At 70.5% G+C, this 24,251-nt stretch carries 29 protein-coding genes; 15 read left to right on the top strand and 14 right to left on the bottom strand.

Annotated features, from left to right (window positions below; genetic code table 11):
* Nucleotides 1-57: 57 nt before the first annotated feature.
* Together ND450_RS26285 and ND450_RS26280 are read right to left on the bottom strand one after the other, a co-directional pair.
* Nucleotides 58-351: a SelT/SelW/SelH family protein gene (locus tag ND450_RS26285; RefSeq protein WP_089921857.1), complete on the bottom strand. Its 294-nt coding sequence runs from the start codon at nt 349-351 to the stop codon at nt 58-60.
* Nucleotides 348-1,211, bottom strand: coding sequence for a helix-turn-helix domain-containing protein (locus ND450_RS26280; RefSeq protein ID WP_253321298.1), 864 nt, complete (start codon nt 1,209-1,211; stop codon nt 348-350). Before ND450_RS26280 ends, ND450_RS26285 begins: the two co-directional genes overlap by 4 nt.
* A 146-nt stretch (nt 1,212-1,357) precedes the next feature.
* Between ND450_RS26280 and ND450_RS26275 the strand changes: the two genes are divergently transcribed.
* Nucleotides 1,358-2,398 (top strand): NAD(P)-dependent alcohol dehydrogenase, encoded by a 1,041-nt coding sequence (locus ND450_RS26275; protein ID WP_253321297.1) that lies wholly within the window; start codon nt 1,358-1,360, stop codon nt 2,396-2,398.
* A gap of 13 nt (nt 2,399-2,411) precedes the next feature.
* Here ND450_RS26275 and ND450_RS26270 read toward each other — a convergent pair whose 3' ends face one another.
* A complete protein-coding gene (locus ND450_RS26270) occupies nt 2,412-2,783 on the bottom strand; it encodes a MerR family transcriptional regulator (protein WP_253321296.1) in 372 nt (123 codons plus the stop codon).
* Between the two features lie 60 nt (nt 2,784-2,843).
* Here ND450_RS26270 and ND450_RS26265 point away from each other — a divergent pair, with 60 nt between their 5' ends.
* Nucleotides 2,844-3,893 (top strand): alkene reductase, encoded by a 1,050-nt coding sequence (locus tag ND450_RS26265; protein ID WP_253321295.1) that lies wholly within the window; start codon nt 2,844-2,846, stop codon nt 3,891-3,893.
* Here ND450_RS26265 and ND450_RS26260 read toward each other — a convergent pair.
* Nucleotides 3,884-4,471 (bottom strand): TetR/AcrR family transcriptional regulator, encoded by a 588-nt coding sequence (locus tag ND450_RS26260; RefSeq protein ID WP_253321294.1) that lies wholly within the window; start codon nt 4,469-4,471, stop codon nt 3,884-3,886. The genes ND450_RS26265 and ND450_RS26260 overlap by 10 nt on opposite strands.
* Before the next feature lie 90 nt (nt 4,472-4,561).
* Here ND450_RS26260 and ND450_RS26255 point away from each other — a divergent pair, with 90 nt between their 5' ends.
* Nucleotides 4,562-4,942, top strand: a complete 381-nt coding sequence (locus ND450_RS26255) for a nuclear transport factor 2 family protein (RefSeq protein WP_089921862.1) — start codon at nt 4,562-4,564, stop codon at nt 4,940-4,942.
* Nucleotides 4,939-5,742, top strand: a complete 804-nt coding sequence (locus ND450_RS26250; RefSeq protein ID WP_253321293.1) for an ergot alkaloid biosynthesis protein — start codon at nt 4,939-4,941, stop codon at nt 5,740-5,742. The genes ND450_RS26255 and ND450_RS26250 overlap by 4 nt, the downstream gene beginning before the upstream one ends.
* On the opposite strand, the gene ND450_RS26245 is transcribed toward ND450_RS26250, so the two are convergent.
* The 5 genes from ND450_RS26245 to ND450_RS26225 form a co-directional block, all read right to left on the bottom strand.
* On the bottom strand, nt 5,714-7,030 hold the full coding sequence (locus tag ND450_RS26245) for a hypothetical protein (RefSeq protein ID WP_253321292.1): 1,317 nt from the start codon (nt 7,028-7,030) through the stop codon (nt 5,714-5,716). The two genes, ND450_RS26250 and ND450_RS26245, sit on opposite strands and share 29 nt — an antisense overlap.
* 46 nt (nt 7,031-7,076) lie before the next feature.
* Complete coding sequence (locus tag ND450_RS26240; RefSeq protein ID WP_253321291.1) at nt 7,077-8,579, bottom strand: beta-xylosidase; 1,503 nt, start codon at nt 8,577-8,579, stop codon at nt 7,077-7,079.
* 147 nt (nt 8,580-8,726) lie between these two features.
* On the bottom strand, nt 8,727-10,958 hold the full coding sequence (gene katG, locus ND450_RS26235; RefSeq protein ID WP_256557312.1) for a catalase/peroxidase HPI: 2,232 nt from the start codon (nt 10,956-10,958) through the stop codon (nt 8,727-8,729).
* Between the two features lie 18 nt (nt 10,959-10,976).
* A complete protein-coding gene (locus ND450_RS26230; RefSeq protein ID WP_089922019.1) occupies nt 10,977-11,411 on the bottom strand; it encodes a Fur family transcriptional regulator in 435 nt (144 codons plus the stop codon).
* 67 nt (nt 11,412-11,478) lie between these two features.
* The gene (locus tag ND450_RS26225; protein WP_256557311.1) at nt 11,479-12,873 is read right to left on the bottom strand and encodes a PLP-dependent aminotransferase family protein; all 1,395 of its coding nucleotides are present in this window, start codon (nt 12,871-12,873) and stop codon (nt 11,479-11,481) included.
* A 22-nt stretch (nt 12,874-12,895) separates the two neighbouring features.
* On the opposite strand from ND450_RS26225, the gene ND450_RS26220 reads away from it, so the two are divergent.
* Genes ND450_RS26220 through ND450_RS26205 form a run of 4 tightly spaced genes read left to right on the top strand, consistent with a single transcriptional unit; the run spans nt 12,896 to nt 15,082 of the window.
* Nucleotides 12,896-13,828, top strand: a complete 933-nt coding sequence (locus ND450_RS26220) for a DMT family transporter (protein ID WP_253321289.1) — start codon at nt 12,896-12,898, stop codon at nt 13,826-13,828.
* Complete coding sequence (locus ND450_RS26215) at nt 13,792-14,334, top strand: hypothetical protein (RefSeq protein WP_253321288.1); 543 nt, start codon at nt 13,792-13,794, stop codon at nt 14,332-14,334. The genes ND450_RS26220 and ND450_RS26215 overlap by 37 nt, the downstream gene beginning before the upstream one ends.
* Before the next feature lie 44 nt (nt 14,335-14,378).
* Nucleotides 14,379-14,726 (top strand): MmcQ/YjbR family DNA-binding protein, encoded by a 348-nt coding sequence (locus tag ND450_RS26210; RefSeq protein ID WP_089921876.1) that lies wholly within the window; start codon nt 14,379-14,381, stop codon nt 14,724-14,726.
* Entirely contained in the window at nt 14,723-15,082 is a 360-nt protein-coding gene (locus tag ND450_RS26205; protein WP_253321287.1) for a VOC family protein, read from the top strand. The genes ND450_RS26210 and ND450_RS26205 overlap by 4 nt, the downstream gene beginning before the upstream one ends.
* A gap of 3 nt (nt 15,083-15,085) precedes the next feature.
* Here the strand turns inward: ND450_RS26205 and ND450_RS26200 are convergent, their stop codons facing one another.
* Entirely contained in the window at nt 15,086-15,934 is an 849-nt protein-coding gene (locus ND450_RS26200; RefSeq protein WP_218159787.1) for a class A beta-lactamase-related serine hydrolase, read from the bottom strand.
* 149 nt (nt 15,935-16,083) lie between these two features.
* Between ND450_RS26200 and ND450_RS26195 the strand changes: the two genes are divergently transcribed.
* The 3 genes from ND450_RS26195 to ND450_RS26185 are packed head-to-tail and all read left to right on the top strand — an operon-like array spanning nt 16,084 to nt 17,665.
* A complete protein-coding gene (locus tag ND450_RS26195) occupies nt 16,084-16,506 on the top strand; it encodes a hypothetical protein (protein ID WP_253321286.1) in 423 nt (140 codons plus the stop codon).
* A gap of 53 nt (nt 16,507-16,559) precedes the next feature.
* A complete protein-coding gene (locus tag ND450_RS26190; RefSeq protein ID WP_089922021.1) occupies nt 16,560-16,721 on the top strand; it encodes a helix-turn-helix transcriptional regulator in 162 nt (53 codons plus the stop codon).
* Entirely contained in the window at nt 16,721-17,665 is a 945-nt protein-coding gene (locus ND450_RS26185) for an NAD(P)-dependent alcohol dehydrogenase (RefSeq protein ID WP_253321285.1), read from the top strand. The genes ND450_RS26190 and ND450_RS26185 overlap by 1 nt, the downstream gene beginning before the upstream one ends.
* On the opposite strand, the gene ND450_RS26180 is transcribed toward ND450_RS26185, so the two are convergent.
* Together ND450_RS26180 and ribA are read right to left on the bottom strand one after the other, a co-directional pair.
* A complete protein-coding gene (locus ND450_RS26180) occupies nt 17,623-18,804 on the bottom strand; it encodes an amidohydrolase family protein (protein ID WP_253321284.1) in 1,182 nt (393 codons plus the stop codon). The two genes, ND450_RS26185 and ND450_RS26180, sit on opposite strands and share 43 nt — an antisense overlap.
* A 38-nt stretch (nt 18,805-18,842) precedes the next feature.
* Nucleotides 18,843-19,478: a GTP cyclohydrolase II gene (gene ribA / locus ND450_RS26175; protein WP_089921881.1), complete on the bottom strand. Its 636-nt coding sequence runs from the start codon at nt 19,476-19,478 to the stop codon at nt 18,843-18,845.
* 92 nt (nt 19,479-19,570) lie between these two features.
* Between ribA and ND450_RS26170 the strand changes: the two genes are divergently transcribed.
* From ND450_RS26170 to ND450_RS26155, 4 genes are read left to right on the top strand one after another with little or no spacing between them, the layout of a single operon-like run.
* A complete protein-coding gene (locus ND450_RS26170; RefSeq protein ID WP_253327999.1) occupies nt 19,571-19,981 on the top strand; it encodes a 6-carboxytetrahydropterin synthase in 411 nt (136 codons plus the stop codon).
* Nucleotides 19,935-20,930, top strand: coding sequence for a glycosyltransferase family 4 protein (locus ND450_RS26165; RefSeq protein WP_371927414.1), 996 nt, complete (start codon nt 19,935-19,937; stop codon nt 20,928-20,930). Before ND450_RS26170 ends, ND450_RS26165 begins: the two co-directional genes overlap by 47 nt.
* Nucleotides 20,927-21,706 carry a class I SAM-dependent methyltransferase gene (locus ND450_RS26160; protein WP_253321282.1) on the top strand — a complete coding sequence of 260 codons (780 nt, stop codon included), beginning with the start codon at nt 20,927-20,929 and terminating at the stop codon, nt 21,704-21,706. Before ND450_RS26165 ends, ND450_RS26160 begins: the two co-directional genes overlap by 4 nt.
* A gap of 1 nt (nt 21,707) precedes the next feature.
* Nucleotides 21,708-22,670 carry a lysylphosphatidylglycerol synthase transmembrane domain-containing protein gene (locus tag ND450_RS26155; protein WP_253321281.1) on the top strand — a complete coding sequence of 321 codons (963 nt, stop codon included), beginning with the start codon at nt 21,708-21,710 and terminating at the stop codon, nt 22,668-22,670.
* Here the strand turns inward: ND450_RS26155 and ND450_RS26150 are convergent.
* Entirely contained in the window at nt 22,584-23,279 is a 696-nt protein-coding gene (locus tag ND450_RS26150) for a creatininase family protein (protein WP_253321280.1), read from the bottom strand. The genes ND450_RS26155 and ND450_RS26150 overlap by 87 nt on opposite strands.
* Entirely contained in the window at nt 23,266-24,249 is a 984-nt protein-coding gene (locus ND450_RS26145; protein WP_253321279.1) for a zinc-binding alcohol dehydrogenase, read from the bottom strand. Before ND450_RS26145 ends, ND450_RS26150 begins: the two co-directional genes overlap by 14 nt.
* Nucleotides 24,250-24,251: the final 2 nt, after the last annotated feature.

Raw genomic sequence — 24,251 nt, 5'->3', positions numbered from 1 at the left:
AGCCCGCCAGTCCGTGCCGCAGCGAATTCGCCGGTCCCGGTGGGCGATCGGCCCGCGTCAGGAGTCGGCCGAGCCCTTGCGGTCGGTGTGGCCCAGCGAACGCTCCGGCGCCACCCGGTCGCGCACGAGCTGCTTGAGCACGGCGAGGTCCGGGAAGCCCTCCTGCTCCTTGCGCGACCAGAGGGTCTCGCCGTCGAGCCGCACGTCGAACACGCCACCGGTGCCGGGGATCAGCGCGACCTCGCCCAGCTCCGCGGTGAACGTGGTCAGCAGCTCCTGGGCCGTCCACCCGGCACGCAGCAGCCAGCGGCACTGGGTGCAGTACTCGATCTCCAGACGCGGTGTTCTCACGCCTTGGTAGTAACAGAGCGGGAGGCGTCGGTACCCCAGTTGGCCAGCAGCTGCAGGCCCTCGGCGGAAGGGGAGCCGGGCTCGGCGTGGTAGGTGTTGAGGAACATGCCGGGCTCGGCCGGCATCGCCAGCGCCTCGTAGGACAGCGTCAGCTCGCCCACGAGCGGGTGGCGCACCACCTTCGTGCCGAAGCTCTTGTCCTTGACCTCGTGCGCGGCCCAGAGCTGCCGGAACAGGTCGCTCTTCAGCGACAGCTCGCCGACCAGCGCGGCCATCTCGGGGTCGTCGATGCAGCAGGCGGCGTCGGAGCGCAGGAACGCGACGATGTCGGCGGCCTTGGCCTCCCAGTTGACGAAGAGCTCCTGGTAGCGGGGCCGCAGGAAGATCAGGCGCGCCCAGTTGCGGTCGCGCGGCTCGAGCTCGCCCCAGTCGCCGAACAACGCCTCGGCCATGGGGTTCCACGCGAGGATGTCCGTGCGCCGCCCGCTGATGTACGCGGGCACGCCGATGCTGTCGAGCAGGTGCCGCAACGCGGGTCGGATCATCGTGCGCGTGGCGGCCTTCTTCTTCGGGCGCTTGCTGCGGGTCAGGTTGCCCAGGTAGTCGCGCTCGGCGTCGGTGAGCCGCAACGCGCGGGCGATCGAGTCCAGGACCTCGGTCGAGACGTTGCGCCCGTTGCCCTGCTCCAGGCGCGTGTAGTAGGCGACGGAGACACCCGCGAGCTGCGCCAGTTCCTCCCGGCGCAGGCCCGGTACGCGGCGGGCCCGGCCGTACTGCGGCAGCCCGACGTCGTCCGGCGACAGCCGTGCGCGGCGGCTGCGCAGGAAGTCGCTCAGCTCGGTGCGCGGATCGACGGTCATGGGGCCGAGTATCCCCGCGTCCCAGGCGGCGTGCCTGATATTGCTGGTGGTAGGCACAGCGCGCATACGAAAACCAGGTGCCTGGGTAAGCCTCGCGAACGGGAGCAGTGTCGTCACCGACACGACGAAACGAGGAGAACAGCCTGATGAGCACCGTCGCTGCCTACGCCGCTGCCGCACCGAAGGCACCGCTGGAGCGCACCACCATCGAGCGTCGCGCGGTCGGCGCGCACGACGTCCTGATCGACATCAAGTTCGCCGGCATCTGCCACTCCGACATCCACCAGGTCAACGAGGGCTGGGGCGAGGCCATCTTCCCGATGGTGCCCGGCCACGAGATCGCGGGCGTGGTCGTCGAGGTCGGCTCCGAGGTCACCCGCCACGCCGTCGGCGACCACGTCGGCGTCGGCTGCATGGTCGACTCGTGCCGCGAGTGCGACTTCTGCCGGCGTGGGCTGGAGCAGTACTGCGCCAACGGCAACACCATGACCTACAACGGCGTCGACCGCCGCGGCGACGTCACGTACGGCGGCTACTCGCAGCAGATCGTCGTCGACGAGAACTACGTCGTGCGCATCCCGGACTCGCTCCCGCTGGACGTGGCCGCGCCGCTGCTGTGCGCCGGCATCACGCTGTACTCGCCGCTCAAGCACTGGGGCGTCGGACCGGGCAAGAAGGTCGCCATCGTGGGCCTGGGCGGCCTCGGCCACATGGGCGTGAAGATCGCCGCCGCGCTGGGCGCCGACGTGACCGTGCTGTCGCAGTCGCTGCGCAAGAAGGAGGACGGGCTCAAGCTCGGCGCCCAGGACTACCGCGCCACGAGCGACCCGGCCACGTTCACCGAGCTCGCCGGCAAGTTCGACGTGATCGTCTCCACGGTGTCCGCGCCGCTCGACTTCACCTCCTACGTCAGCCTCCTCAAGACCGACGGCGCCCTGGTGAACGTCGGCGCGCCAGAGGAGCCCGTCTCGGTCAACCTGTTCGCGCTGATCGGGGGCCGCAGGACGCTCGCGGGCTCGATGATCGGCGGGATCGCGGAGACCCAGGAGATGCTCGACTTCTGCGCCGAGCACGACCTGGGCGCGGAGATCGAGCTGATCAGCGCCGACCAGATCAACACCGCCTACGAGCGCGTGCAGTCGAGCGACGTGCGCTACCGGTTCGTGATCGACACCGCCACCATCTGAGGGGCGTGCCCGGTCAGGAGGGCGGGCACGGCCTTCCGGTCTCGTAGGCCGCCGTGGCGCTGACGATCACGTTGTCGAGCTGCAGGAGTGTCTCCTGCAGCTCCTCGATCTGCTTGACCACCGACGACCGGTGTCCCCGGAGCTTGTCGATGACGTGCGGCGCGCCCACGCCCGTAACCACGCACGGCAGCATCTCGAGGATCGACGCACTGGAGATCCCGGCCGCGTAGAGCTGCTGGATCAGCCGCACCCTGCCGATGGCGTGCTCCTCGTAGTGCCGCTGCCCGCTCTCGCTGCGTTGAGCTGCGAGAAGGCCCTGCTCCTCGTAGTAGCGCAACGCGCGCACGCTCACGCCTGTGCGTTCCGCGAGCTCACCGATGCGCATTGAGACCTCCGCCACAAAAGCTACCTCTGACGTTAGTGTCAGGTTTCTAGCCTAGCTCTCATGCTGCTCACGAGCTACCGACTCGGCAACCTGACCCTCCCGAACCGCGTCGTCATGGCGCCGATGACCCGCTCACGGGCCGTTGACGGCGTTCCGACCGCGGAGACGGCCACCTACTACGCCCAGCGCGCCACCGCCGGACTCATCGTCACCGAAGGCGTGCACCCGAGCGCGGTCGGCCAGGCCGGTCCGGCCATGCCCGGCCTGCACACCGACGAGCAGGTGACGGCGTGGCGCGTGGTCACCGACGCCGTGCACGCCAACGGCGGCCGCATCTTCGCCCAGCTCATGCACGGTGGGCGCATCGGGCACGTCGAGGTCGCGGGCCACCAGCCCGTCGGCCCGTCCGCGATCGCCGCCGACGCCCAGGTCTTCACGCCCACCGGGATGCGGCCGGCACCGGTGCCCCGCGCGCTGACGACGGCCGAGGTCGCCGACCAGGTCCAAGCGTTCGGCGACGCGGCACGACGGGCCGTCGACGCCGGGTTCGACGGGGTCGAGCTGCACGGCGCCAACGGGTACCTGATCCAGCAGTTCCTGTCCTCCAGCGCGAACGAGCGCACCGACGGCTACGGCGGCTCGACCGCCGGGCGCATCCGGTTCGCCGTCGAGGCGGTCGAGGCGGCGGTGGACGCCATCGGGGCGGACCGCGTCGGCATCCGGCTCTCGCCCGGCGGTCGGATCCAGGGCATCGTCGAGGACAACGTGCCGGTGCTCTACGGCGAGCTGCTGAAGGCGTTGCCGGACATCGCCTACATCCACGTCATGGCCACCGCGGACGACGAGGTGCTGATGGACCTGCGCAAGGCGTGGCCCACCGCGTTCCTGTTCAACCCCGGCGGCCAGATCGGCCCGGAGGAGGGCACCCTGGAGCAGGGGCGGCGCTGGCTCGCCAACGGCGCCGACCTGATCAGCTACGGCCGCGCCTACCTCGGCAACCCCGACCTCGTCGAACGGTTCCGGCTGGGCCTGCCGCTGCGCGTCACCGACCGCGAGACGTGGTTCGGAGCGCCCAACGGGTACGTCGACTACCCCAGCTATCAGCACTGAAGCGCGCGCACCAGGTGGTCGACGAGCCGTTCGAGGTAACCGGGTTCCACAGGGGCGCGCCGGACGGACAGCCGCCAGTAGACCGGTGCCGCGACCAGGTCCAGCGCGATCTCGACGTCGAGGTCGGGCGGCAGCTCACCGCGTGCCACCGCGCGCTGGAGGGTCACGGCACCGAGCGCGCGCCGGGGTTCGCCGATCGTCGCCGCGATCGCCTCGGACAACGCCGGGTTGCGGACGGCCTCGGCGGTGAGGTCGGGGAGGATCGTGGCGAACCGGGGATGCGTCAGCCAGTCGTGCACGGCCGTGACCGTGGCCAGCAGGTCGCCGCGCAGTGACCCGGTGTCCGGGACCTCGGCCAGCGGCACGGAGAACTCCGAGAGCGCCGCGACGACCATGTCCTGCTTCGACGGCCACCGCCGGTACAGCGCGCTCTTGCCGACCTCCGCGCGCTTGGCGACGGCCTCCATCGACAGCCGGCCGTAGCCGTTCAGGGCGAGCTCGTCGAACACGGCGTCGGTGATCGCCTGCGTCACCTGGGGCTGCAGCACGGCGGCGCCGGTCGGGGTGCGCTTGGTCATGGCACACATCATAGGACTGGACGAGACGGTCCCGTCCCGTTTAAGTTGGATGGGACGGGACCGTCTCGTCCATTTCTTTCGGAGGCTGTCGTGGACCTCATCCCGAGGGCGCTGCAACTGCTGCTGGACAAGGACATGCTCGGGTTCGCGGGCCTGTGGGCGCCCGACGGCGTGATGGAGTTCCCCTTCGCCCCACCCGGCTGGCCCGCCAGGCTGGAGGGCCGTGCCGCGATCGAGGACTACCTGCGCGACTACCCGAAGACGCTCGACATCCAGGGCTTTCCGAAGCAAGTCGTGCACGTGACGACCGATCCGGACGTCGTCGTCGCCGAGTTCGACGCGGAAGGAGTCGTGGTCGCGTCCGGCAAGCCGTACCGGGCGTCGTACATCGCCGTCGTCACGACCCGCGACGGCGAGATCGCGCACTACCGCGACTACTGGAACCCGTTGCTGGCACAGGAGCTCGCGTGACCACGTTGATCATCGGCGGTACCGGCACGACCGGCAGCCGGCTCGCGTCGCTGCTGCCCGGCGCCCGTGTCGCCACCCGGAAACCGGATCGCGCCGACCAGGTCCGCTTCGACTGGGACGCGCCCGGGACGTTTGACGGCGCCCTGGAAGGGATAGATCGTCTCTACCTGATCCCCCCGGTCGGTGTCGTCGATCCCGCGCCGGTGGTCGAGTCGCTGCTCGCGCGGGCGCGGCTCGTGCGGCGAGTGGTGTTGCTCAGCTCGTCCGCGGTGCCGGAGAGCGCCACGGGGATGGGCGCTCTCCCAGCACTCGTGCGCGCGATGCCGGAGTGGGCGGTGCTGCGGCCGTCGTGGTTCATGCAGAACTTCACCGGCGACCACCTCGTGGCGGCCGGGGTCCGCGCCGGCGAGGTCGTGACGGCCACCGGGGACGGCAGGGTCGGGTTCGTCGACGCCGCCGACATCGCCGCCGTGGCCGCCCGCGCGTTGACAGATCCGTTGCCGCACAACACCGAACACCTCATCACCGGCCCGGAGGCGCTCAGCTACGCGGACGCCGCCGCGATCATCACCGATGTCACCGGCAGGACCGTCCGGCACCGTTCGGTCGGCACCGCGGAGTTGGCGGAGCGCATCGCCGCCGTGCTGCCGCGCGAGTTCGCCGAGGTGCTGGCACGTCTGGACGAGGACATCCGCGGGGGAGCGGAGGACCGCGTCACCACGACCGTCCAGGACGTGACGGGCAGGCCGGCCCGGTCGTTCCGCGACTTCGTCAGCGCAACGCTGCGCACGGAACGATGAAGAACCAGTCCTGCGGCTCGTGCTCGAGCCGTGCGTTCTCCTTGCCTGCCGCGCACTCGGCACGGGCGTTGGCCACGCTCTCGTCCCACGGGACGCCGCCCAGCACCGTGCCGGGCTCGCGCAGGTGGGCGAAAACGCTGACGACCACGAGGATTCCGACGAGGTAGCGGCTCCCGGCGACCACCGCGCGCTCCCAGGTCCGCGCCGGCACCGCGTCGAGGCCGGCGAGGACCGCGGTGAACAGGAACAGGCACGGCGCGATGCTGTAGCGCTGCGCGGCCATCACGACGCCCGGCGCCTGCACCTGCAGGACCTGCGCCCAGTTCAGCACCAGGCACGCGACGACCAGGACCACGCTGAAGGCCGTCGCGACCAGCACCAGCGCCCGGCCGTGCCGATCGCCGAACCGCAGGCCCGCCGCGATCGGCACGGCGGCGACCAGCACCGCCGCGAGGATCACGAGGTTGCCGTTCGCCGGGTAGAACTCGCTGACCCGCTCGGAGCCGGTGAACGCGACCACGGGCACCCGCAGCAGGCTCGCGAGCAGCACCTGCACCGGGTCCACCTCGTCGTGGGAGTACGGCGTCCTGGACGTGAACGCCATCGTCAGGCCCTGCACGGCCAGCGCGGCGAGGAACGCGATCGGCACCTCCCGGCGCGGCTGGAGGAGCCGCACGAGCGCGATCGGTGCCAGCAGGAAGATCAGCGGGCTGGTCAGGGCGGAGAGGGCCACGAACACCGCGACCGGCACACGCGGGGCGTTGCGCCACAACAACGCCCAGAAGGTGCCGTAGAGCAGGAACCAGTGCAGGTTCGTCACGTTGCTCAACGTTTCGGAGTTGCCCGCGGGCAGCACGACGACGAGCGCGGCCAGCGCGAACCGCACGGGCGCCGACCGCAGGTACGCCTTCGAACCCGCGAACGTGATCAACGCGACGAGAGCGCGCAGCACCGCCGAGCAGACCGCGAACCCCGCCGCCGTCTGCTCGACCGGCAGCAGCGCGACGAGTTCGGCGACCAGGCGCGGCACTGCGTGCAGGTAGCCGCCGTACGGGTCGGCCAGGTTCGCCAGGGCGGGTGAGCTCAGGGCGTCGAGCAGGAACCGGGCGCCGTCCTCGGCCCACAGGTGGTCGAGCCTGGCCCAGCCGGCCGGGATCAGCAGCAGGAACGCCACGGAGGCCACGAACGCGGCACCGTGGCCGAGCCACGCCAGTTCGTGCCGCGGCTCGTCCGGCAGGGGCAGGACGCCGTCCGCCAGATCCGCGCGCCGCAATGTCGTTGATGTCATCTTTCGGTCCCCATGTCCGATTCGACGTGGGGGAGAACCTAGCCGGTCAGCGCCGGACGAGATCCGGCAGGCGTTCGTACTCCGCCCACTTCTCGGCGGACACCTGCGTGATCGTCGACGAGTTCAGCGTCGCGACCTCGGGGGAACCGACCACCCACAGCCTGCCGTCGAGCAGGAGCCCGACCTGGCCGTCCGGGCGGCTCACCGCGGGAGCGCCTGCCGGGACGGTGAACGCGAGCTCGAGGCCGTCGACGCCCTGCGGCCGTGAACCGAGCACACCGCGCGAGAACCTCTCGGCCACCGATCGGCGCTCGAAGCGCATCACGCTGCCGCCCACGACGACGTCGAGCGTGCGTTCCGGGGACGGCACCGCGAACCCGTTGAGCGCCTTCGCCTCACTCGTGGTGGCGCACCCCTTGAGACCGACCGCGTCGATGCCGAAGTGGGCGATGTTCGTCGGTCCCGCCGGACCCTCGACGGTGCCGCGCAGCACGTCGATCGCCACGCGCCCGCACGGGTCCCGGGGGTCGACCACCGCGTGCCCCTGCGGGGTGCGCAGCAGGCCGGGACCTTCCTTCCAGGGGCCGGGGATCACCACGGACTCGAACGGGTGGCGGGTGAAGTCCCTGTTCCAGAAGGTGATCGTGGTGCCGGCGTCGGTCTCGTGGGCGATGGCGAACGAGCCCGCCGCCTCGATCCACATCCAGTCCGCGCTGAACGCCTCGACGACCGACCGCGTGCGCGGGCTGTTGTTCGACGTCACCGGCTTGAAGCCCTGCGTGCCGAGCGCCTCGACGCCCTTGGTGAACGTCGGGTCCTGCGACCGCAGCACGTACTGGCCGGCGCCGTTCTGGTGCGAGGCGAGACCGGTGGTGTCGGTGAACATCAGGTACACCCAGCCGTCGAGGTAGACGGCCGACTGCTGGCCCGCGCCATAGGTGTTCTCGCGGATGTTGTCACCGGCGGGACCCAGCAGCGCCTGGCCGCCGTTCTCCCGCGTCCAGCTGACGCCGTCCTTGCTGGAGGCGACGCCGACCGAGCTGCCGTTCGCGTGGTTGTCCCGCGCCGCGCCCGTGTAATACATGAAGTACGTGTCGCCGATCTTGATCAGCGACGGGTCGCACGTGTGCATCGCGTCGAAGCTGCCGCCGCTGCCGGAGAACACCGGGACCGCCGTCGAGAACGGTCCGCCGACGGCAGGGCCCTCGCTGTAGAGGATGTCGTCGCCGCCGGGAGGGGCCGCGCTGAGCTGGCTGCACCACCACGCGCGCACGCGGTCGCCGTCGACCATCACGGCGGGCGCGTAGTTGTACGGCGCGTCACCGGCGCCGGCGATCACCGTTCCGCCGCTCTGCCTGCCGTTCTCCACGCCGAGGGTGATCTTGTTCCGGGGCGGTGCCGCCGGAGGCGCCTTCTTCGTCGACGTGGGCTTCTGCGACTCGACCGCCACACCGATCGGGTCGCCGACCGCCGCGTTGGTGCACGCCGTGACCGCACTGAGAAGCGTGAGCGCAGCGAGCAACGCGACAGGTGGGCGACTCAGGGGCACGCGCCCATCATAGAGATCAGGTCACCCGGACGGGTGAAGTCCGCCGTTATGGCCCCGTACGATCGCCGTGAGCAGGACGAACGTGCGCAACACGAAAGCACCCCAGGCCGGGGGACCGGCCTGGGGTGCCTGGAGAACGCGCTGAGGTCAGAGACCCGCGTGCACGTCGTACCGGTCCGCGTTCATCACCTTGTTCCACGCGGACACGAAGTCCGTGACGAACTTGGAGGAGGCGTCGTCACTCGCGTAGACCTCGGCGACGGCGCGCAGCTCGGAGTTCGAGCCGAACACCAGGTCGTTGCGGGTGGCGGTCCAGCGGACGGCACCGGTGGCGCGGTCGCGGCCCTCGAAGTTCTCCTGGTCCTCGGTGACCGACTTCCACTCCGTCTCCATGTCGAGGAGGTTGACGAAGAAGTCGTTGGTCAGCGTCTCCGGCTTGGCCGTGAGGACACCCGCCTGCGAACCGCCGTGGTTGGCGCCCAGCACGCGCAGGCCGCCGACGAGCACGGTCATCTCCGGGGCGGAGAGGCCGAGCAGGTTGGCCTTGTCGATCAGCAGGTACTCCGACGGCAGCGGGTTGGCCTTGCTGCCGAAGTTGCGGAAGCCGTCGACCTTGGGCTCCAGGACGGCGAACGACTCGGCGTCCGTCTGCTCCTGGGTCGCGTCGGTGCGGCCCGCGAGGAACGGCACCTCGACGTCGTGGCCCGCGGCCTTGGCGGCCTGCTCGATCGCCGCGGCGCCGCCGAGGACGATCACGTCGGCCAGCGAGACCTTCTTGCCGCCGGTCGCGGAGCTGTTGAACGCCTCCTGCACGCCTTCCAGGGTGCGCAGCACCTGGGCGAGCTGGTCGGGCTCGTTGACCTCCCAGCCGCGCTGCGGCTCGAGGCGGATGCGGGCACCGTTGGCGCCACCGCGCTTGTCGCTCTGGCGGAACGACGAGGCCGAGGCCCACGCGGTCTTCACGAGCTGCGAGATCGAGAGGCCGGACTCGAGGATCTTGGCCTTGAGCGACGCGACGTCGGCGTCGTCGATCAGCTCGAAGTCGCGCACCGGCAGGCGGTCCTGCCAGATGAGCTCCTCCTGCGGCACCTGCGGGCCGAGGTAGCGCTGGATCGGGCCCATGTCGCGGTGGGTCAGCTTGAACCACGCACGGGAGAAGGCCTCCGCGAACGCCTCGTGGTCCTCGGCGAACCTGCGCGAGATCGGCTCGTAGATCGGGTCGACGCGCAGCGCGAGGTCCGAGGTGAGCATCATCGGCTGGCGGTTGAGGGTGCCGTCCTCGGGGTCCGGGACGGTGTTGGCGCCCGCGTCGCCCTTCGGCTTCCACTGGTGCGCGCCCGCCGGGGACTTGGTGAGCTCCCACTCGAACTCGAACAGGTTCTTGAAGAACAGGTTCGTCCACTTGGTGGGCTGCTGCGTCCAGGTCACCTCCAGGCCGGAGGTGATGGCGTCGCGGCCCTTGCCGGTGCCGTGCGTGCTGACCCAGCCGAAGCCCTGCGCGTCCATCAGCGAGCCCTCGGGCTCGGAGCCCACGAGCGACGGGTCGCCGGCGCCGTGCGCCTTGCCGAAGGTGTGGCCACCGGCGATGAGGGCGACGGTCTCCTCGTCGTTCATGCCCATGCGGCCGAACGTCTCGCGGATGTCGCGGGCGGAGGCCAGCGGGTCCGGGTTGCTGTTCGGGCCCTCGGGGTTGACGTAGATCAGACCCATCTGGACGGCCGCGAGCGGCGTCTCGAGTTCGCGCTCACCGCTGTAGCGGGAGTCGCCACCGAGCCACTCGGTCTCCGGGCCCCAGTAGACGTCCTCGTCCGGCTCCCACACGTCCGCGCGGCCACCGGCGAAGCCGAAGGTCTTGAAGCCCATGGTCTCCAGCGCGCGGTTGCCCGTGAAGATCATGAGGTCGGCCCAGGAGACCTTGGCGCCCCACTTCTTCTTGACGGGCCACAGGAGGCGGCGGGCCTTGTCCAGGTTGCCGTTGTCCGGCCAGCTGTTGAGCGGCGCGAAGCGCTGCATGCCCGCGCCGGCGCCACCACGGCCGTCGTGGGTGCGGTAGGTGCCCGCGCTGTGCCACGCCATGCGGATCATGAACGGGCCGTAGTGCCCGAAGTCCGCGGGCCACCAGTCCTTCGACTCGGTGAGCACGGCGTCGACGTCGCGCGCCAGCTCGTCGAGGTCGACGGTCAGGAACTCCTTGCCGTAGTCGAAGTCACCGCCCATGGGGTTCGCCTGGACGGGGTGCTTGCGGAGGATCCGGAGGTTGAGCTGGTTCGGCCACCAGTCTCGGTTGCTGCCGCCCTCGCTGGGGTGGCTGCGCCGGCTGTGAGCCACCGGGCACTCACCCTTCGACTCGCTCACCTTGGCGTCAGTGCTGTCGGACACGGGAATCCTTCCGGGTGTTCAGGAACTTTTCGCGGCGGTCGTGCACTCGGGGCAGGAGCCCCAGTAGATGACCTCGGCCTCGTCGATGACGAACCCGTGGTCGTCGGATGCGTCCAGGCAGGGCGCGTGGCCGACCGCGCAGTCGACGTCGGCGATGGCACCGCAGGATCTGCACACGACGTGGTGGTGGTTGTCCCCGACGCGCGCCTCGTAGCGGGCGACCGAGCCCTGGGGCTCGATCTTGCGCAGCAGGCCGGCTCCGGTCAGTGCGCGGAGCACGTCGTACACGGCCTGGTGGGAGACCGCGCCGAGGTTCTGACGCACGACACCGATGATCGAGTCCGTGTCGGCGTGCGGGTGGGAGTGCACCGCGGACAGCACGGCCATCCGCGGAGCCGTCACCCGGAGCGACGCTCCACGCAACATGCGCTCGAAATCGGAAGTCGTGGGCACGGACGCCACCCTGCCGTCTTTTCTGGATTGAGTCAAGTTAACGAATGATGCAAGTCACCCGATCCGGTCACCGCCGCACGGCGGACACGGCCTCGGCCAGCCGCCGGACACCCTCGGCGAGCACGTGCTCGGGGGCACCGCCATAGGTCAAACGGAGAAAGCTGCCCGGTGGTTCAGCGGCGAACCACGGCCGCCCGGGGAACACCACGACGTCCCGCGCCGCGGCCGCCGTCGTCAGCTCCAGGTCGTCCACGCCCTCCGGCAACGCCGCCCACAGGTGCAGGCCGCCGGACGACCTGGCGATCTCGAACTCGGGCAGGTGCTCGCCGATCGCCCGCGCCAGCGCGTCGCGCCGGGACCGCAGCGCCTGCTGGAGCGTGCGGAGGTGCCGTCGCCAGGCCGGGGACGTCACGAAGTCGATCGCCGCGTCCTGCAACGGCCCCGCGACGTACAGGTCCTGCCGGGACCGCGTGTTCTTGAGTCGGGTGCCCGCCGGTCCGCGCGCCCCGATCGCGGCGACGCGCAGTCCGGGCGCGGCGACCTTGGTGAGCGAGCGGACGTGGACGACGTGTCCGTCGGTGTCCTGCGAGACCAGCGTCGGCGGCGCGGTGCCGTCGATGGTGAAGCCGCGCGCCCAGTCGTCCTCGACCAGGAACGCGCCCACGCGGCGGACGATCCGCATCACCTCGGCGCGGCGCTCGTCGGACAGCACGGCGCCGTGCGGGTTCGCGTGCAACGGCTGGCAGTAGAAGACCTTCGCGCCGGTCCGTTCGAACGCGGCCTGCAACAGGTCGGGCCGCACGCCGTCCTGGTCCGCGGGCACGGGCACGACCTTGAGTCCCGCGTCCCGTGCCGCGGCGATCGCGCCGAGGTAGGTGGGCGACTCGACGAGCACGGCGTCACCCCGGTCGCCGAGCCCGCGGAACACCGTCGCGAGCGCCTCCTGGGCGCCCGCGCACACCGTGATGTCCCCGGCCCTGAGCTCACCGCCGGCCTCCTTCGCGAACCACGCGCGCAACTCCTCCCTGCCCTCGACCGGCACGCGCCCCCAGCTCGCGGGCCGGCGCGCGGCACGGGCGAGCGCCGCGCCGAGCGCGTCGGTGGGTTGCAGCTCGGGGTCGAGGTAGCCGCTGGTCAGCGGGATGGCCTCGGGCTTCGGCACCGCGACGAGGTTCGCCACGAGGTCCTCACCCGGCCGGCCCTCGCCGAGCGCGACGGCCTGCCACGAGAGGTCGTGGCCCGGGGTGGACGTGCGCGGGGCGACGAAACTGCCCCGGCCGGGCCGCACCTCGACGAGTCCTTCGGCGGCCACCCGCTGGATGGCCTGCTGGACCGTCGCGGGCGAGGCCCGGTGCCGCGCCATCAGGTCGCGCACCGAGGGCATCCGCTCGCCGGCGCGACCGGCACGTGCCGCGGCTCTCAACTCCTCGATAACGCGAGTGGCTGCGTTATCCTCATTCATGAGAGCCAAGAGTAACGTTATCGTGCCAGCGGGGGTAACACTCGGCGCGCTCGGCGTCCTGGGTTTCAGCTTCTCCCTGCCCGCGACCCGGCTGGCGGTGGCAGGTCTGGACCCGTGGTTCGTCGCGTTCGGCCGCGCACTGGTGGCCGGCGTCCTGGCCATCGCCTATCTCGCGTTATCGCGCGCACCCCGCCCAACGGTGACACAGCTCCGCCGCCTGGTCGTCGTCGCGATCGGCATCGTGATCGGCTTCCCGCTCTTCACGTCCCTGGCTCTCACCACCCAGACCTCGGCCCACGGCGCCGTCGTGATCGCCGTCCTCCCCATGTCCACGGCGATCTGGGCGGTCCTGCGCGCCTCGGAACGCCCGCCCCTCGCGTTCTGGCTCTCGAGCGGCGCGGGCCTGCTCGCCGTCCTGGCGTTCGTGGCCACCGGCGGCGGCCTCTCCGGCTCGCTGAGCCTCGCCGACCTCTACCTGTTCGTCGCCGTTGTGCTGTGCGGCCTGGGATACGCCGAAGGAGGCGCGCTGTCCCGCGAACTGGGCGGTGCCAGGACCGTCTGCTGGGCCCTGGTCGTCTCCCTGCCCGTGACGATCCCGATCTCCTTGTGCACAGCGGACTTCTCCCGCGCCGACGGCGTCGTGTGGCTCAGTTTCGCCTACGTGGCCCTGATCTCGATGTTCCTGGGCTTCTTCGCCTGGTACGCGGGCCTGGCCGCGGGCGGTGTCGCCAAGATCGGTCAGATCCAGCTGGCGCAACCCGTCCTCACGCTGCTGTGGTCCGCGGTGGTGCTGGGGGAACCGGTCGGCTGGCCTGCCGTGGTCACCGCGGCGGTCGTGCTCGTCTGCGTGGTGCTGACCCAGCGCAGCCGCGTGCCGAGCGGCCCGGAATTGTCAGACCCCCCTGCCATGCTCGAACCATGTCCGTCGAAGTCGCGAGCAAGCGACGCAAGGTGAACCGCCCGGACGCCGTGGTCGTCGACGTGACCTCGCGCGGTCCTGAGCCGTGGGTGCGCTTCAGCCCGTTCTTCCCGCACGGCGGCATACCGGTGCCGTTGTCGCCGGGCGTGACGAGCGAGTCGGTCGAAGGTCTGTGGCAGGCGCTGAAGGTCTTCGAGGGTGAGGACGTCGACCCGGCGAAGCTCGCGGTCACGTCGATGAAGGGCCTCAAGCGCACGGTGCGTCGCCTCGGTCCGGTGCGCGGGCATCGGGCGGGCCTGGCGGGGGAGCGCCTGCTCGACTACCGGACGGCGCGGCAGGAGATCTACTTGCCGGCTTACCGGTGGGTGCTGGAGCACCGTCTCCACCACGAAGTGGCGCAGCTCCAGGAGTTGGCCGCGTCGGCCGATGTCGTGCTGCTCGACTACACGACGAACGGGGACGTCGAGGACCTCGGCACGCCGTTGTCGCACGCCGCGCTGATCGTTGATCATCTCGGGCGGCTCGCCGCGCACGCGTCCTGAAAGCCGGATTTATACTTTCCGCTCTTCGGCTTTGGGGGTCGGTTGTGGCGACGACGAACAAGCAGCTCTTCAGGATCGTGGACGGGCTCGCCGAGGCGACGCGCTCGTCGGGGCAGCAGTACGACACGTTCCGCGTGCGCGGCAAGGTGTTCGGGTACTACTGGCCCCGCACGCAGACGGTCGGGTTGAAGCAGACGCTGTCCGAGCAGCTGGCGCTGGTGGCGGAGCGGCCCGACGTGTTCGAGGTGCAGTTCACGGCGGGTGGGTTCGGCTGGGTCGTGGCGTACCTCGAGGGCGTCGAGGCGGACGAGATGAAGGAGCTGGTCTTCGAGGCGTGGCGGTTGTCGGCTCCGGAGGAGCTGATCGCCCAGGTGCCGGACCTCGCGCGATGACGAGGGTCAAGTTCGAGCTGCCCGCGGACGACCTGGCGCGGGCGACGGCGTTCTACCGCGACGTGTTCGGGTGGTCGGCGCAGCGGTTGCCGTTCGACTACGTGCTCGTCGACTCCGGTGGGAAGCCGGTCGACGTCGCGGACGCGGACGGTGGGATCTCGCCGCGCGGCGAGTTCGTGCAGGGGCCGGTGCTGATGATCGACGTGCCGAGCATCGACGAGGTGTCGCGGAAGGTCGAGGCGGCCGGTGGTGAGCTCCTCAACGCCAAGGAACGTGTCGGCGACTTCGGGTTCTCGCGGTACGTGAAGGACAGCGAGGGCAGTGTGCTCTGCCTGTGGGAGTCGCTTCGGGGCTGACACTCAGCGGAACAGGATGCGCGTGATCTCCGTGTCCGTCTCACGACCCTCGTCGTAGGCGCCCTCGCCCCGGAGGTCGTTCATGATCGCGAGCGTGTACCGCTCGTCCTTCCCGACGAACCCGACGGAGTTCATGACCCAGCCGCCGTCCTCCTCCGACCAGCCGTTCTTCGCGCCGGAGTCGGGGCCCCAGACACCCCACTGCTGCACCGGGCCGACGTCGCGCATCTGCCCGACGATGTAGTCGCGGTCGGCGGCGGGCACGGCGTCGAGGACGTGGTTCATCAGCCGGTCGAGGTCGTTCGCCGTGCACTTCTCGAAGCCCCAGTAGGGGAACGTGGACGAATACCCCTTTTGCGGCACCAGGTCGGTCATCCCGTACTTGGCGAACGCCGCGTTGAACGTCGTGCCGTTGTACTTCTTCCACAGCGAGTCCGCCGCGTCGTCGTCGGACGTGTGCAGCATCGCGCTCATCAGCGTGCGGTCGCCGGCGCTCAGCGTGATCTTGCCGGCGCGGTGGCGTTCGAGCAGGTTGACGACCATGGCGAGCTTGATCGTCGAGGCCGTCCAGGTCAGGTCGCCCGCGTGCTCGTTGCGCCAGACCACGCCGGTCTTGCGGTCGCGCAGCACGAAACCGACGGATCCGGGCCTGGTCTCGGCGTAGTCCTCGGCGGCTCTGATGCGCTTCTGGAAGTCGCACTCGAACCCGCTGTCGGGCAGCGGGCAGACCTCGGGCGTCGCGACGAGGGGCGCCGCCGCCGGCGTGTGCGCGGCGGCGGGTGGTTCCGCCGTCACTGCGTGACCGCAGGCCGTGAGGGCGAGCGCGCACGCGACGAGCATCGGACGGAGCATGCGCGGCACGCTAACGGGTCCGATCGGACGTAGTCGACCGCCATCCGGCCGCCGCGGCCGTGCGGGCGTCGAGTCAAAGATGTTTGACACGGTGTCTGGTTCGCTTTACCTTGGTGATGTCAGGTTTCTTTGACATCAGGAGCGGGACCATGGCGTTCGAAGAGAAGCGGGCGTGGGCGTTGGCGGTCATCTCCGTGGTCGGATATGCCTTGTACGTCGTGCTTGTGGTGAATGGCGCGGCGGGCAGACCGCTGGTGAATGCGCCGTACGTCACACCGATGCTGTGGACGATCGGGCTCGGCGTCGTCGCCGGCATCGTGTCGGGCATCTGGTTCGGCATCGCCGCGCGCAACGACGGCCTGCAGGCCGACGAGCGCGACCGCGAGATCGGCCGGATCGCCGACAACATCGGCCAGTCGTTCGTCGTCATCGGCGGCGTGTCCGCGATGGCGCTGGCGATGGCCGAGGCCCCGCACTTCTGGATCGCGAACGTGCTCTACCTGTGCTTCGTGCTGTCCGCGGTGCTCGGCTCGCTGGCGAAGATCGCGCTCTACCAGCGGGGAATGCTGTGAAACCGACGAAGGTCACGAACTCCATCCGTGCGCTGCGGTTCGCGCACGGCGAGATGAAGCAGGCCGACCTCGCCGCGGCCGTCGGCGTGACGCGGCAGACGTTGATCGCCATCGAACAGGGGAAGTACTCGCCCTCGCTGGAGGTCGCTTTCAAGATCGCGCGGGCGTTCGGGGTGTCGCTCGACGAGGTGTTCCAGTACCCGGAGGAGGACTGATGAAGGCTGTCGTGCAACGAAGATACGGATCGGCGGTGTTCGGTGAGCTCGCTGTGCCTGTGCCTCGGGAGGGCGAGGTTCTGCTGGAGGTGCGGGCGGCGGGCGTCGACATGGGCGTCTGGCACCTGCTCGAGGGCAAGCCGTACGTGGTGCGGATCCTCGGGTTCGGGTTCCGCGGACCGAAGTCGCCGGTGCCGGGACGGGACGTCTCCGGCGTCGTGAAGGAGGTCGGGCCGGGCGTCACCGCGTTCGCGGTGGGCGACGAGGTGTTCGGCACGTGCGAGGGGTCGTTCGCCGAGTACGCCGTCGCGCCGGTCTCGCGGCTGGCGCGCAAACCGGAGGGGATCTCGTTCACCGAGGCGGCCGCGGTGCCGATCTCGGGAGGAACCGCGCTGGAAGGACTGCGCGGAGTCCGGCCGGGACACCGGGTCCTGGTGCTCGGCGCGGGCGGCGGTGTCGGCTCGTACGGCGTCCAGATCGCGAAAGCCCTGGGCGCGCACGTGACCGGCGTGTGCAGCACGACCAAGGTCGAGCTGGTGCGGTCATTGGGCGCCGACGAGGTCTTCGACCACACGGTCGCGGACTTCACCGGCACGTACGACCTGATCCTGTCGTGCGGCGGGGCCAGGCCGTTGTCCAGGCTGCGCCGGGCGACGGTCGCGGGTGGCCGGATCGTCCTGGTCGGTTCCGAGGACGGGGGAGCGGTCACGGGCGGGTTCGAGAAGTCACTGGCCTCGGTCCTGCAGAACCCGTTCATCAAGCAGAGGTTCGTCCCGCTGGTGGCGCGCGAACGCGCCGAGATCTTCGACGAGCTGCGCGTGCTGGTCGAGGCCGGCCTCGTGAAACCCGCCGTGGGCAAGGTCTTCCCGCTGTCCGAGGCACTGGACGCGGTCGACCACGTCTACTCGCGACGGTCGGCCGGCAAGACGGTCGTCGCGATCTGACCACCGATCACCACGGTCGTCACGTGGTGCAACGCCGTGATGTCCCGCATGGGATCTCCTTGCACGGCGATCACATCCGCGTCCCATCCCGGCTTCAGCGCGCCCTTGGTGACCCCGCAGGCCCTGGCCGCCCCACTGGTGGCGCTCGCCAGCACCACCGAGTTCGGCATCCCGGCCTCGACCATGTCGCCGAGGGCGTGGGCGGTGATCCCGTGGGCCTTGCCCGCGCCGATCCCGCCGTCGGTGCCGGAGACAGCGCGCACGCCGTGGTCGTACATGCGGCCGACCGCGTTGATCTTGGCCGCCAGGCTCATCCCCATGCGCTCGAACGCCTCCCTGATGTGCGGGGGCGGCGTCTCCGTGGAGCCGAGCGTGTGGCAGACGGCGATGTCGGCCTCGGCGAGCGCGTCCATCAGGTCGACGGGGACCACCATGGCCCCGCCGGACAGGCACGTGCAGTGCTCGATGCCGTCGACGCCCGCGGCCACGGACCGCTGCACGGCCGCGAGGCTGTGGGCGTGGGCGGTCACCGGGAGGCCGAGCGAGTGGGCCTCCTCGACCACCACGCGCAGTTCGTGCTCGGTGAACTGGCAGTCGTCGGCGATCGTGCCGGGGGTCGCGAACCCGCCGCTGGCCATGACCTTGACGACGTCGACCCGCCGCTCGGCCCGTTCCCGCACGGCCGAGCGGAGCGCCTCGTCGCCGGACGCCTCACCGCCCATCGACCAGCAGTGACCGCGCGGGCTCGTGATGGGCGGGCCGGAGGCGAGGACGCGCTGCCGGTGCCGGTCGCGCTGGTCCACCACGGCCCACGCGCGGTCGCCCAGGTCGCGGACGGTCGTGACACCGGCCCTCAGGTGCCGGTCGAGACCGTCCGCGACCACCATGTCCAAGTGTTCGGAGGTGAACTCGGGCAGGCGGTCCAGCGCACCGTTCTCGCTGTCCGCGCACAGGTGCACGTGGGTGTCGATCAGTCCGGGCAGGACGGTCGCGGTGCCGAGGTCGACGACCTCGGCACCCGCCACGTCGGGGTGGCCGCGCTCGACGGCCCTGATCTTCCCGTCCTCGGTGACGACCGTGACGGGACCCGCGATCGACCGCTCACCGTCGAACGCGCGCGCAGCCCGCAGCGCCAGCATCGCCACATCGTGCGCCCCACCTGCTGGGAAAGCAACGGTCAGCGGGCGTGCGGCAGCGTCGTGAACCCCTCCACCTGGGGCAGGTCGTGCCCGAGCCGGTCGCGCTTCGCGGTCAGGTACGCGATGTTGTGCTGGTTGGGCTTCATCAGCGACGGCACCCGCGCGGTGACCGGGATCCCGTGGGACTCCAGCGCCGCGATCTTGTCCGGGTTGTTCGACATCAGCCGCACGGACTGCACGCGCAGGTGCTTGAGCACGCGCGCCGCCGGGGTGTAGTCGCGCACGTCGACGGGGAGCCCGAGCGACGTGGCGGAGTCCAACGTGTCCAGTCCCTCGTCCTGCAGCACGTGCGTGCGGATCTTGTCCACCAGCCCGATTCCGCGGCCCTCGTGGCCGCGCAGGTAGACGAGGATGCCGCTGCCCTCGCGCACGATCGTGTTCAGCGCGGCGTCGAGCTGTTCCCCGCACTCGCAGCGCATGGCCCCGAAGATGTCGCCGGTCATGCACTCGGAGTGGATGCGCACCAGCACGTTCTCGCGCAGCTTCGTCTTGCCGTGCACGAGAGCCATGTGTTCGTGGCCGTCCGCGCGGAACGCGACTGCGCGGAAGGTGCCACGCCGTGTCACCAGATCGGACTCCGCCACGTCTTCGTCGTTGAAGGCCTGCTCGAACATCTCCGGTCCCCTTGTCGCCAGGCGCCTTCCGAACGTGCAGCTACGCTCGGATGGAGGTCGCACCGTAACCCAACCGCACAGCGGAGGTCATCCTGTTCAGCATCACCGTCCGCGATCACGTGATGATCGCCCACAGTTTCCGCGGCGAGGTCTTCGGTCCAGCGCAACGTCTGCATGGAGCAACGTTCCTGGTGGACGCAACGTTCAAACGGGCTGAGCTCGATTCGGACAACATCGTCGTCGACATCGGACTCGCGACCCAGGAGCTGAACGGCGTCCTGGCGGAGTTCAACTACCGCAACCTGGACGAAGAACCGCAGTTCGCGGGCATCAACACGTCCACGGAGTGGCTCGCGAAGCACATCGCCGACCAGCTCGCGGACAAGATCTCCGCGGGTGCCCTGGGTGAGGGCGCTCACGGGATCGATGCGATCGCCGTCACACTCCACGAGTCGCATGTGGCGTGGGCGAGCTACGAACGTGCACTTCGTCCTTCCGGCTGACGTCGGGGACACCGGCAGTCCCAGCGGCGGCAACGTCTACGACCTGCGTGTGAGCGCGGGCCTCGACCGTGTGCTCGTCGCTGGTGACTGGCCGCGTCCGAGCGACCCCACCGCGTTGGAGCAAGCGCTTGCGGACATCCCGCGCGGAGACGTCGTGCTCCTCGACGGTCTCGTGAGCTGCGGGCTACCCGAAGTCGTCGTTCCCCACACGCGCAGGCTGGAGATCGTCGTGCTCGTCCACCTGCCGCTGGCGGACGAGACGGGCCTCGACCCGGCGACCGCCGCGTTCTTGAACGAGAAGGAAGGCCAGGTCCTGCGGGCCGCGAGCGCCGTCGTCGCGACCAGCCCGACGGCCGCGCGGGACATCAGGACGCGGCACGGGCTCGACCACGTCCACGTGGTCGTCCCGGGCACCGATCCGGCGCCGCTCGCGCACGGCACGGACGGCGTGCACCACCTGCTCTGCGTCGCGTCCATCACACCCCGCAAAGGCCACGACCTGCTGGTCAGGGCGTTGCGGAGGATCGACCGCGACTGGCGGCTGACGTGCGTGGGCCCGCACCGGCCGTTCCTGCGCGAACTGCCGCACGACGACCGCGTCAGCTTCCCAGGCCCCCTCGCCGGCGAGGCCCTGACCAGCGCGTATGCGGGTGCGGACCTCTTCGTCCTGGCCTCCCGCGCCGAGACCTACGGCATGGTCGTCACCGAGGCCCTCGCGCACGGTCTGCCGGTCATCGCGAGTGCCGTCCCGGACGCGCTCGGCGACGGCGGACTGCTCCTTCCCGCCGGGGACGAAAATGCATTGGAAGCTGCACTGACGCGCTGGTTCCAAGATCAAGATTTCCGGTCGGAGCTCCGCGCGAAAGCACTCGCGCGACGGGCCGTTCTGTCCACTTGGGACGAATCCACAGAGGACCTGCGGAGGGTGCTGGCTACGCTCCGGCCATGACCTTCTCCCCGGAATGGCTGGCACTGCGGGAAAACGCCGACGCACGGGCGCGCTCGACCGAGCTCGTGGACACCCTCCGCGAAACTCTGGTGAACCGAACCCCCCTGACCATCCGTGACCTCGGGTGTGGAACGGGATCGATGGGACGATGGCTCGCCGGCAGGCTCGGCGGCGTGCAGCACTGGGTGCTGCACGACCGCGACCCCCGGCTGCTCGGGCTGGCGGAGGCCGGCATGAGCGCCTTCGAGAACGTCACCGTCGAGACGCGTGAGGGCGACCTCACGTCCCTCGAAGCCGCCGACCTCGCGGGCGCCGACCTCGTCACGTGCTCCGCGTTGCTCGACCTGCTCACCGCCGAAGAGATGAACGAACTGGCCATGGCCTGCGTAGAAGCTCATGTGCCCGCACTGTTCACGCTCTCGGTGGCAGGCCGGATCGAACTGGATCCGGCCGAGCCGCTCGACGCCGCCTTCCAGGACGCGTTCAACGCCCACCAGCGTCGCGTCGTGGACGGGCGCCGTCTCCTCGGGCCGGACGCCCCCGCCGCCGCCGAAGAGGCGTTCGCGGCGGCCGGCGCCTCGGTTCGAACGGCTCAGAGCCCCTGGCGCATGAACGGCGACGCCCTGCAGCAGGAATGGCTGAAGGGCTGGGTCGAGGCAGCGGTGGAGCAGGAACCCGCACTCGCCGCCGAGGCACCCGAGTACCTGCGTCGCAGGTCAACGGCCTCCGCGGTGGTCCACCACGTCGACCTGCTGGCACTACCGGGAGCTGTGTGAGATGAAGAAGTTCTGGCCGTGGCTCCGACTGCTGCTGGCGGTGGGCATCCTGGTGGCCCTGGGCGTGCGCCTGGGCACCGGTGCCTTCCTCGACGGACTGCGCGCGATCGACGCGTTCTCCGTGGCCGCCGCGCTGGCGATCGGGCTCGTGACGACGGTGCTCAGCGCGGGGCGCTGGGTCCTCGTCGCGCGCCGCCTCGGCCTGCCGCTGACGTTGAAGACCGCCGTCAGCGACTACTACCGCGCCCAGCTCGTCAACGCCGTGCTGCCCGCCGGCGTGCTCGGTGACGTGCACCGCGCGGTCAACCACGGCCGGGAGTCGGGCGACGTCGGACGGGGCGTGCGCGCCGTGTTCTTCGAGCGCACCGCCGGCCAGGTCGTGCTCATCGGGATCGGGCTCGCGGTGCTGCTCACGCACCCCGCGCCCGGCCTCGACCTCGCACCCGACGGCACCACCGTCGCGCTCGTCCTCGCCGGTCTGGCCGCTCTGGTGGCCGTCGGCTGGCACATCCGGCCGGTGCGCAGGGCGCTGGTCGACACCCTCGCGGACGGCATCAGGCTGCTGTCTTTCAGGACCTGGCCCGCGGTCCTCGGGCTGTCGGCCGCCGCGGTCGCGGGCTACGTCGCGCTGTTCCTGGTGGCCGCCCGCGCCGCCGGGTCGGACGCCACGACCACCCAGCTCGCGCCGGTCGTCGTGCTGGCGCTGTTGATCATGGCGATCCCGGTCAACATCGGTGGGTTCGGCCCGCGCGAGGCGTTCCTCGCGGTGGCGTTCGGTGCCGCCGGTCTGGGCGCCGCGCAGGGCTTCACCACGGGCATCGTCTACGGCGTGCTGGCGCTCGTCGCCGCCCTGCCCGGCGCGGTCGTGCTGTTCCTGTCACGCCGTCCGAGGACCGAACAGGTCGAGGTAGTGGCGGAACGAGTCGGCCAGACCCGCGAGCAGGAGCTCGCCCTTGCGCGCTGACGCGAGGGACGGACGCCCGACGACACCGGACCCGGTGTACGGCGCCAGACCCAGGGTGAGCATGTGCCGCCGGTCCTCCGCCAGGTGGTCAGAGGTTTCGTAGCCGGGACGGATCAGATCGGGGTGCGCGTGCAGCAGGATCGAGGTCTCCAGCTCGCCGGCGTGCATGTCGCTGTAGGCCGAGGTCTCGATCCCCGCCTTCTCCCGCGCGAACGCCCAGTCGTCCCGTCCGGGGAACAGGGCCAGCCCTTCACCCTCCTGCACGACGTTCGACAGCACGTAGTTGCCGCCGTGGCCGTTGACCAGCACGACGTGCGTGACACCGTTGCGCCGCAAGGACTCCGCGATGTCCTCGACCACTGAGATCAACGTGCGCGCGGAGATGCTGACGGTCCCCGGCCAGTCGGCGTGCTCCTGCGAGCACGAGAACTGGATCGGCGGCAGCAGTCGCACCTCGGGGTACCTCGCGGCGATCTCCGACGCGATGGTCCACGCGATCACCGAGTCCGTGGCGAGCGGCAGGTGCGGGCCGTGCTGCTCGGTGCTGCCGACCGGGAGCACGGCCACGCCCTTACCCCGGACGTCGACCGTGGTGTCACTCGGGAACATGGGCCTGACCGTAGTCAATCCGGTGGCACAGCGCAGGAATCGTGCCGTCGGCCAGTCGCGGCATGACGTCCGGGAGCTCCTCGAACGCGCTGTGGCCCGTGATCAGCGCGTCGAACCTGGCGTCGGCCAGCAGGTCCAGCGCGACGGCCATGCGTTCGGCGTAGGTGCGGTCCGGGCGGCCGACAGCGCCGACCTGGCTGCTGCGGATCGTGAGCCGGCGCGAGTGGAAGAACTCGCCGAGCGGAACCGAGATCTTCCTGTCGCCGTACCAGCTCAGTTCGATCACCCGGCCTTCCGGCGCGAGCAGGTTCAGCGCGGTGGTGAGGCCGGGTTCGGTCGCACTCGCGTGGAACACCAGGTCGCAGCCGTCGAGGGCGTCGTCCGGCAGGGCGAACCCGACCCCGAGCCTGCGGGCGATCTCCTCCCGTGCCGGATCCGCGTCCACGAGCTCCACCCGAGCGCCGGGGAACGTCGCCAGCACCGCGGCGATGCTCGACCCGACCATGCCGCCGCCGACCACCGCGATCCGGTCGCCGACCAGCGGACGCGCGTCCCACACGGCGTTGACCGCGGTCTCCACGGTGCCCGCGAGCACGGCGCGAGCAGCCGGCACCGCCTCCGGCACGGGCGTGACCGAGCTTTCCGGCACCACGTAACGGGTCTGATGTGGATAGAGGCAGAACACCGCGCGCCCGCGCAGGTGTGCGGGCCCGTGTTCGACGACGCCCACGTTGAGGTACCCGTACTTGACCGGCCACGGGAAGTCGCCCTCCTGGAAGGGAGCCCTCATCACCGCGTACTGGTTCTCCGGGACACCGCCGCGGAAGACCAGGGTCTCCGTGCCCCGGCTCACGCCCGAGAACAGCGTGCGCACCTCGACCTCACCCGGACCGGGCTCGGCCAGTGCGACCTGCCGAACCTCTCCTTTTCCGGATTCATTGAGCCAAAAGGCACTCGCCGTACGTGTCACTC

The sequence above is a fragment of the Lentzea sp. HUAS12 genome (genome assembly GCF_024125735.1).
GTDB lineage: Bacteria > Actinomycetota > Actinomycetes > Mycobacteriales > Pseudonocardiaceae > Lentzea > Lentzea albida.
Note: the sequence above shows the minus strand (reverse complement) of the source record. Positions and strands in the feature narration are given on the sequence as shown.

What these genes read in the sequence shown, in the direction of transcription:
- ND450_RS26200 (WP_218159787.1), bottom strand. Translation starts at nt 15,934, where the DNA reads ATGCTCCGTCCGATGCTCGTCGCGTGCGCGCTCGCCCTCACGGCCTGC.
- ribA (WP_089921881.1), bottom strand. Translation starts at nt 19,478, where the DNA reads ATGTTCGAGCAGGCCTTCAACGACGAAGACGTGGCGGAGTCCGATCTG.
- ND450_RS26270 (WP_253321296.1), bottom strand. Translation starts at nt 2,783, where the DNA reads ATGCGCATCGGTGAGCTCGCGGAACGCACAGGCGTGAGCGTGCGCGCG.
- ND450_RS26260 (WP_253321294.1), bottom strand. Translation starts at nt 4,471, where the DNA reads ATGACCAAGCGCACCCCGACCGGCGCCGCCGTGCTGCAGCCCCAGGTG.
- ND450_RS26225 (WP_256557311.1), bottom strand. Translation starts at nt 12,873, where the DNA reads ATGAATGAGGATAACGCAGCCACTCGCGTTATCGAGGAGTTGAGAGCC.
- ND450_RS26245 (WP_253321292.1), bottom strand. Translation starts at nt 7,030, where the DNA reads ATGACATCAACGACATTGCGGCGCGCGGATCTGGCGGACGGCGTCCTG.
- ND450_RS26275 (WP_253321297.1), top strand. Translation starts at nt 1,358, where the DNA reads ATGAGCACCGTCGCTGCCTACGCCGCTGCCGCACCGAAGGCACCGCTG.
- ND450_RS26280 (WP_253321298.1), bottom strand. Translation starts at nt 1,211, where the DNA reads ATGACCGTCGATCCGCGCACCGAGCTGAGCGACTTCCTGCGCAGCCGC.
- ND450_RS26265 (WP_253321295.1), top strand. Translation starts at nt 2,844, where the DNA reads ATGCTGCTCACGAGCTACCGACTCGGCAACCTGACCCTCCCGAACCGC.
- ND450_RS26215 (WP_253321288.1), top strand. Translation starts at nt 13,792, where the DNA reads ATGTCCGTCGAAGTCGCGAGCAAGCGACGCAAGGTGAACCGCCCGGAC.
- ND450_RS26155 (WP_253321281.1), top strand. Translation starts at nt 21,708, where the DNA reads ATGAAGAAGTTCTGGCCGTGGCTCCGACTGCTGCTGGCGGTGGGCATC.
- ND450_RS26180 (WP_253321284.1), bottom strand. Translation starts at nt 18,804, where the DNA reads ATGCTGGCGCTGCGGGCTGCGCGCGCGTTCGACGGTGAGCGGTCGATC.
- ND450_RS26150 (WP_253321280.1), bottom strand. Translation starts at nt 23,279, where the DNA reads ATGTTCCCGAGTGACACCACGGTCGACGTCCGGGGTAAGGGCGTGGCC.
- ND450_RS26190 (WP_089922021.1), top strand. Translation starts at nt 16,560, where the DNA reads ATGAAGCAGGCCGACCTCGCCGCGGCCGTCGGCGTGACGCGGCAGACG.
- ND450_RS26195 (WP_253321286.1), top strand. Translation starts at nt 16,084, where the DNA reads ATGGCGTTCGAAGAGAAGCGGGCGTGGGCGTTGGCGGTCATCTCCGTG.
- ND450_RS26185 (WP_253321285.1), top strand. Translation starts at nt 16,721, where the DNA reads ATGAAGGCTGTCGTGCAACGAAGATACGGATCGGCGGTGTTCGGTGAG.
- ND450_RS26160 (WP_253321282.1), top strand. Translation starts at nt 20,927, where the DNA reads ATGACCTTCTCCCCGGAATGGCTGGCACTGCGGGAAAACGCCGACGCA.
- ND450_RS26165 (WP_371927414.1), top strand. Translation starts at nt 19,935, where the DNA reads ATGTGGCGTGGGCGAGCTACGAACGTGCACTTCGTCCTTCCGGCTGAC.
- ND450_RS26205 (WP_253321287.1), top strand. Translation starts at nt 14,723, where the DNA reads ATGACGAGGGTCAAGTTCGAGCTGCCCGCGGACGACCTGGCGCGGGCG.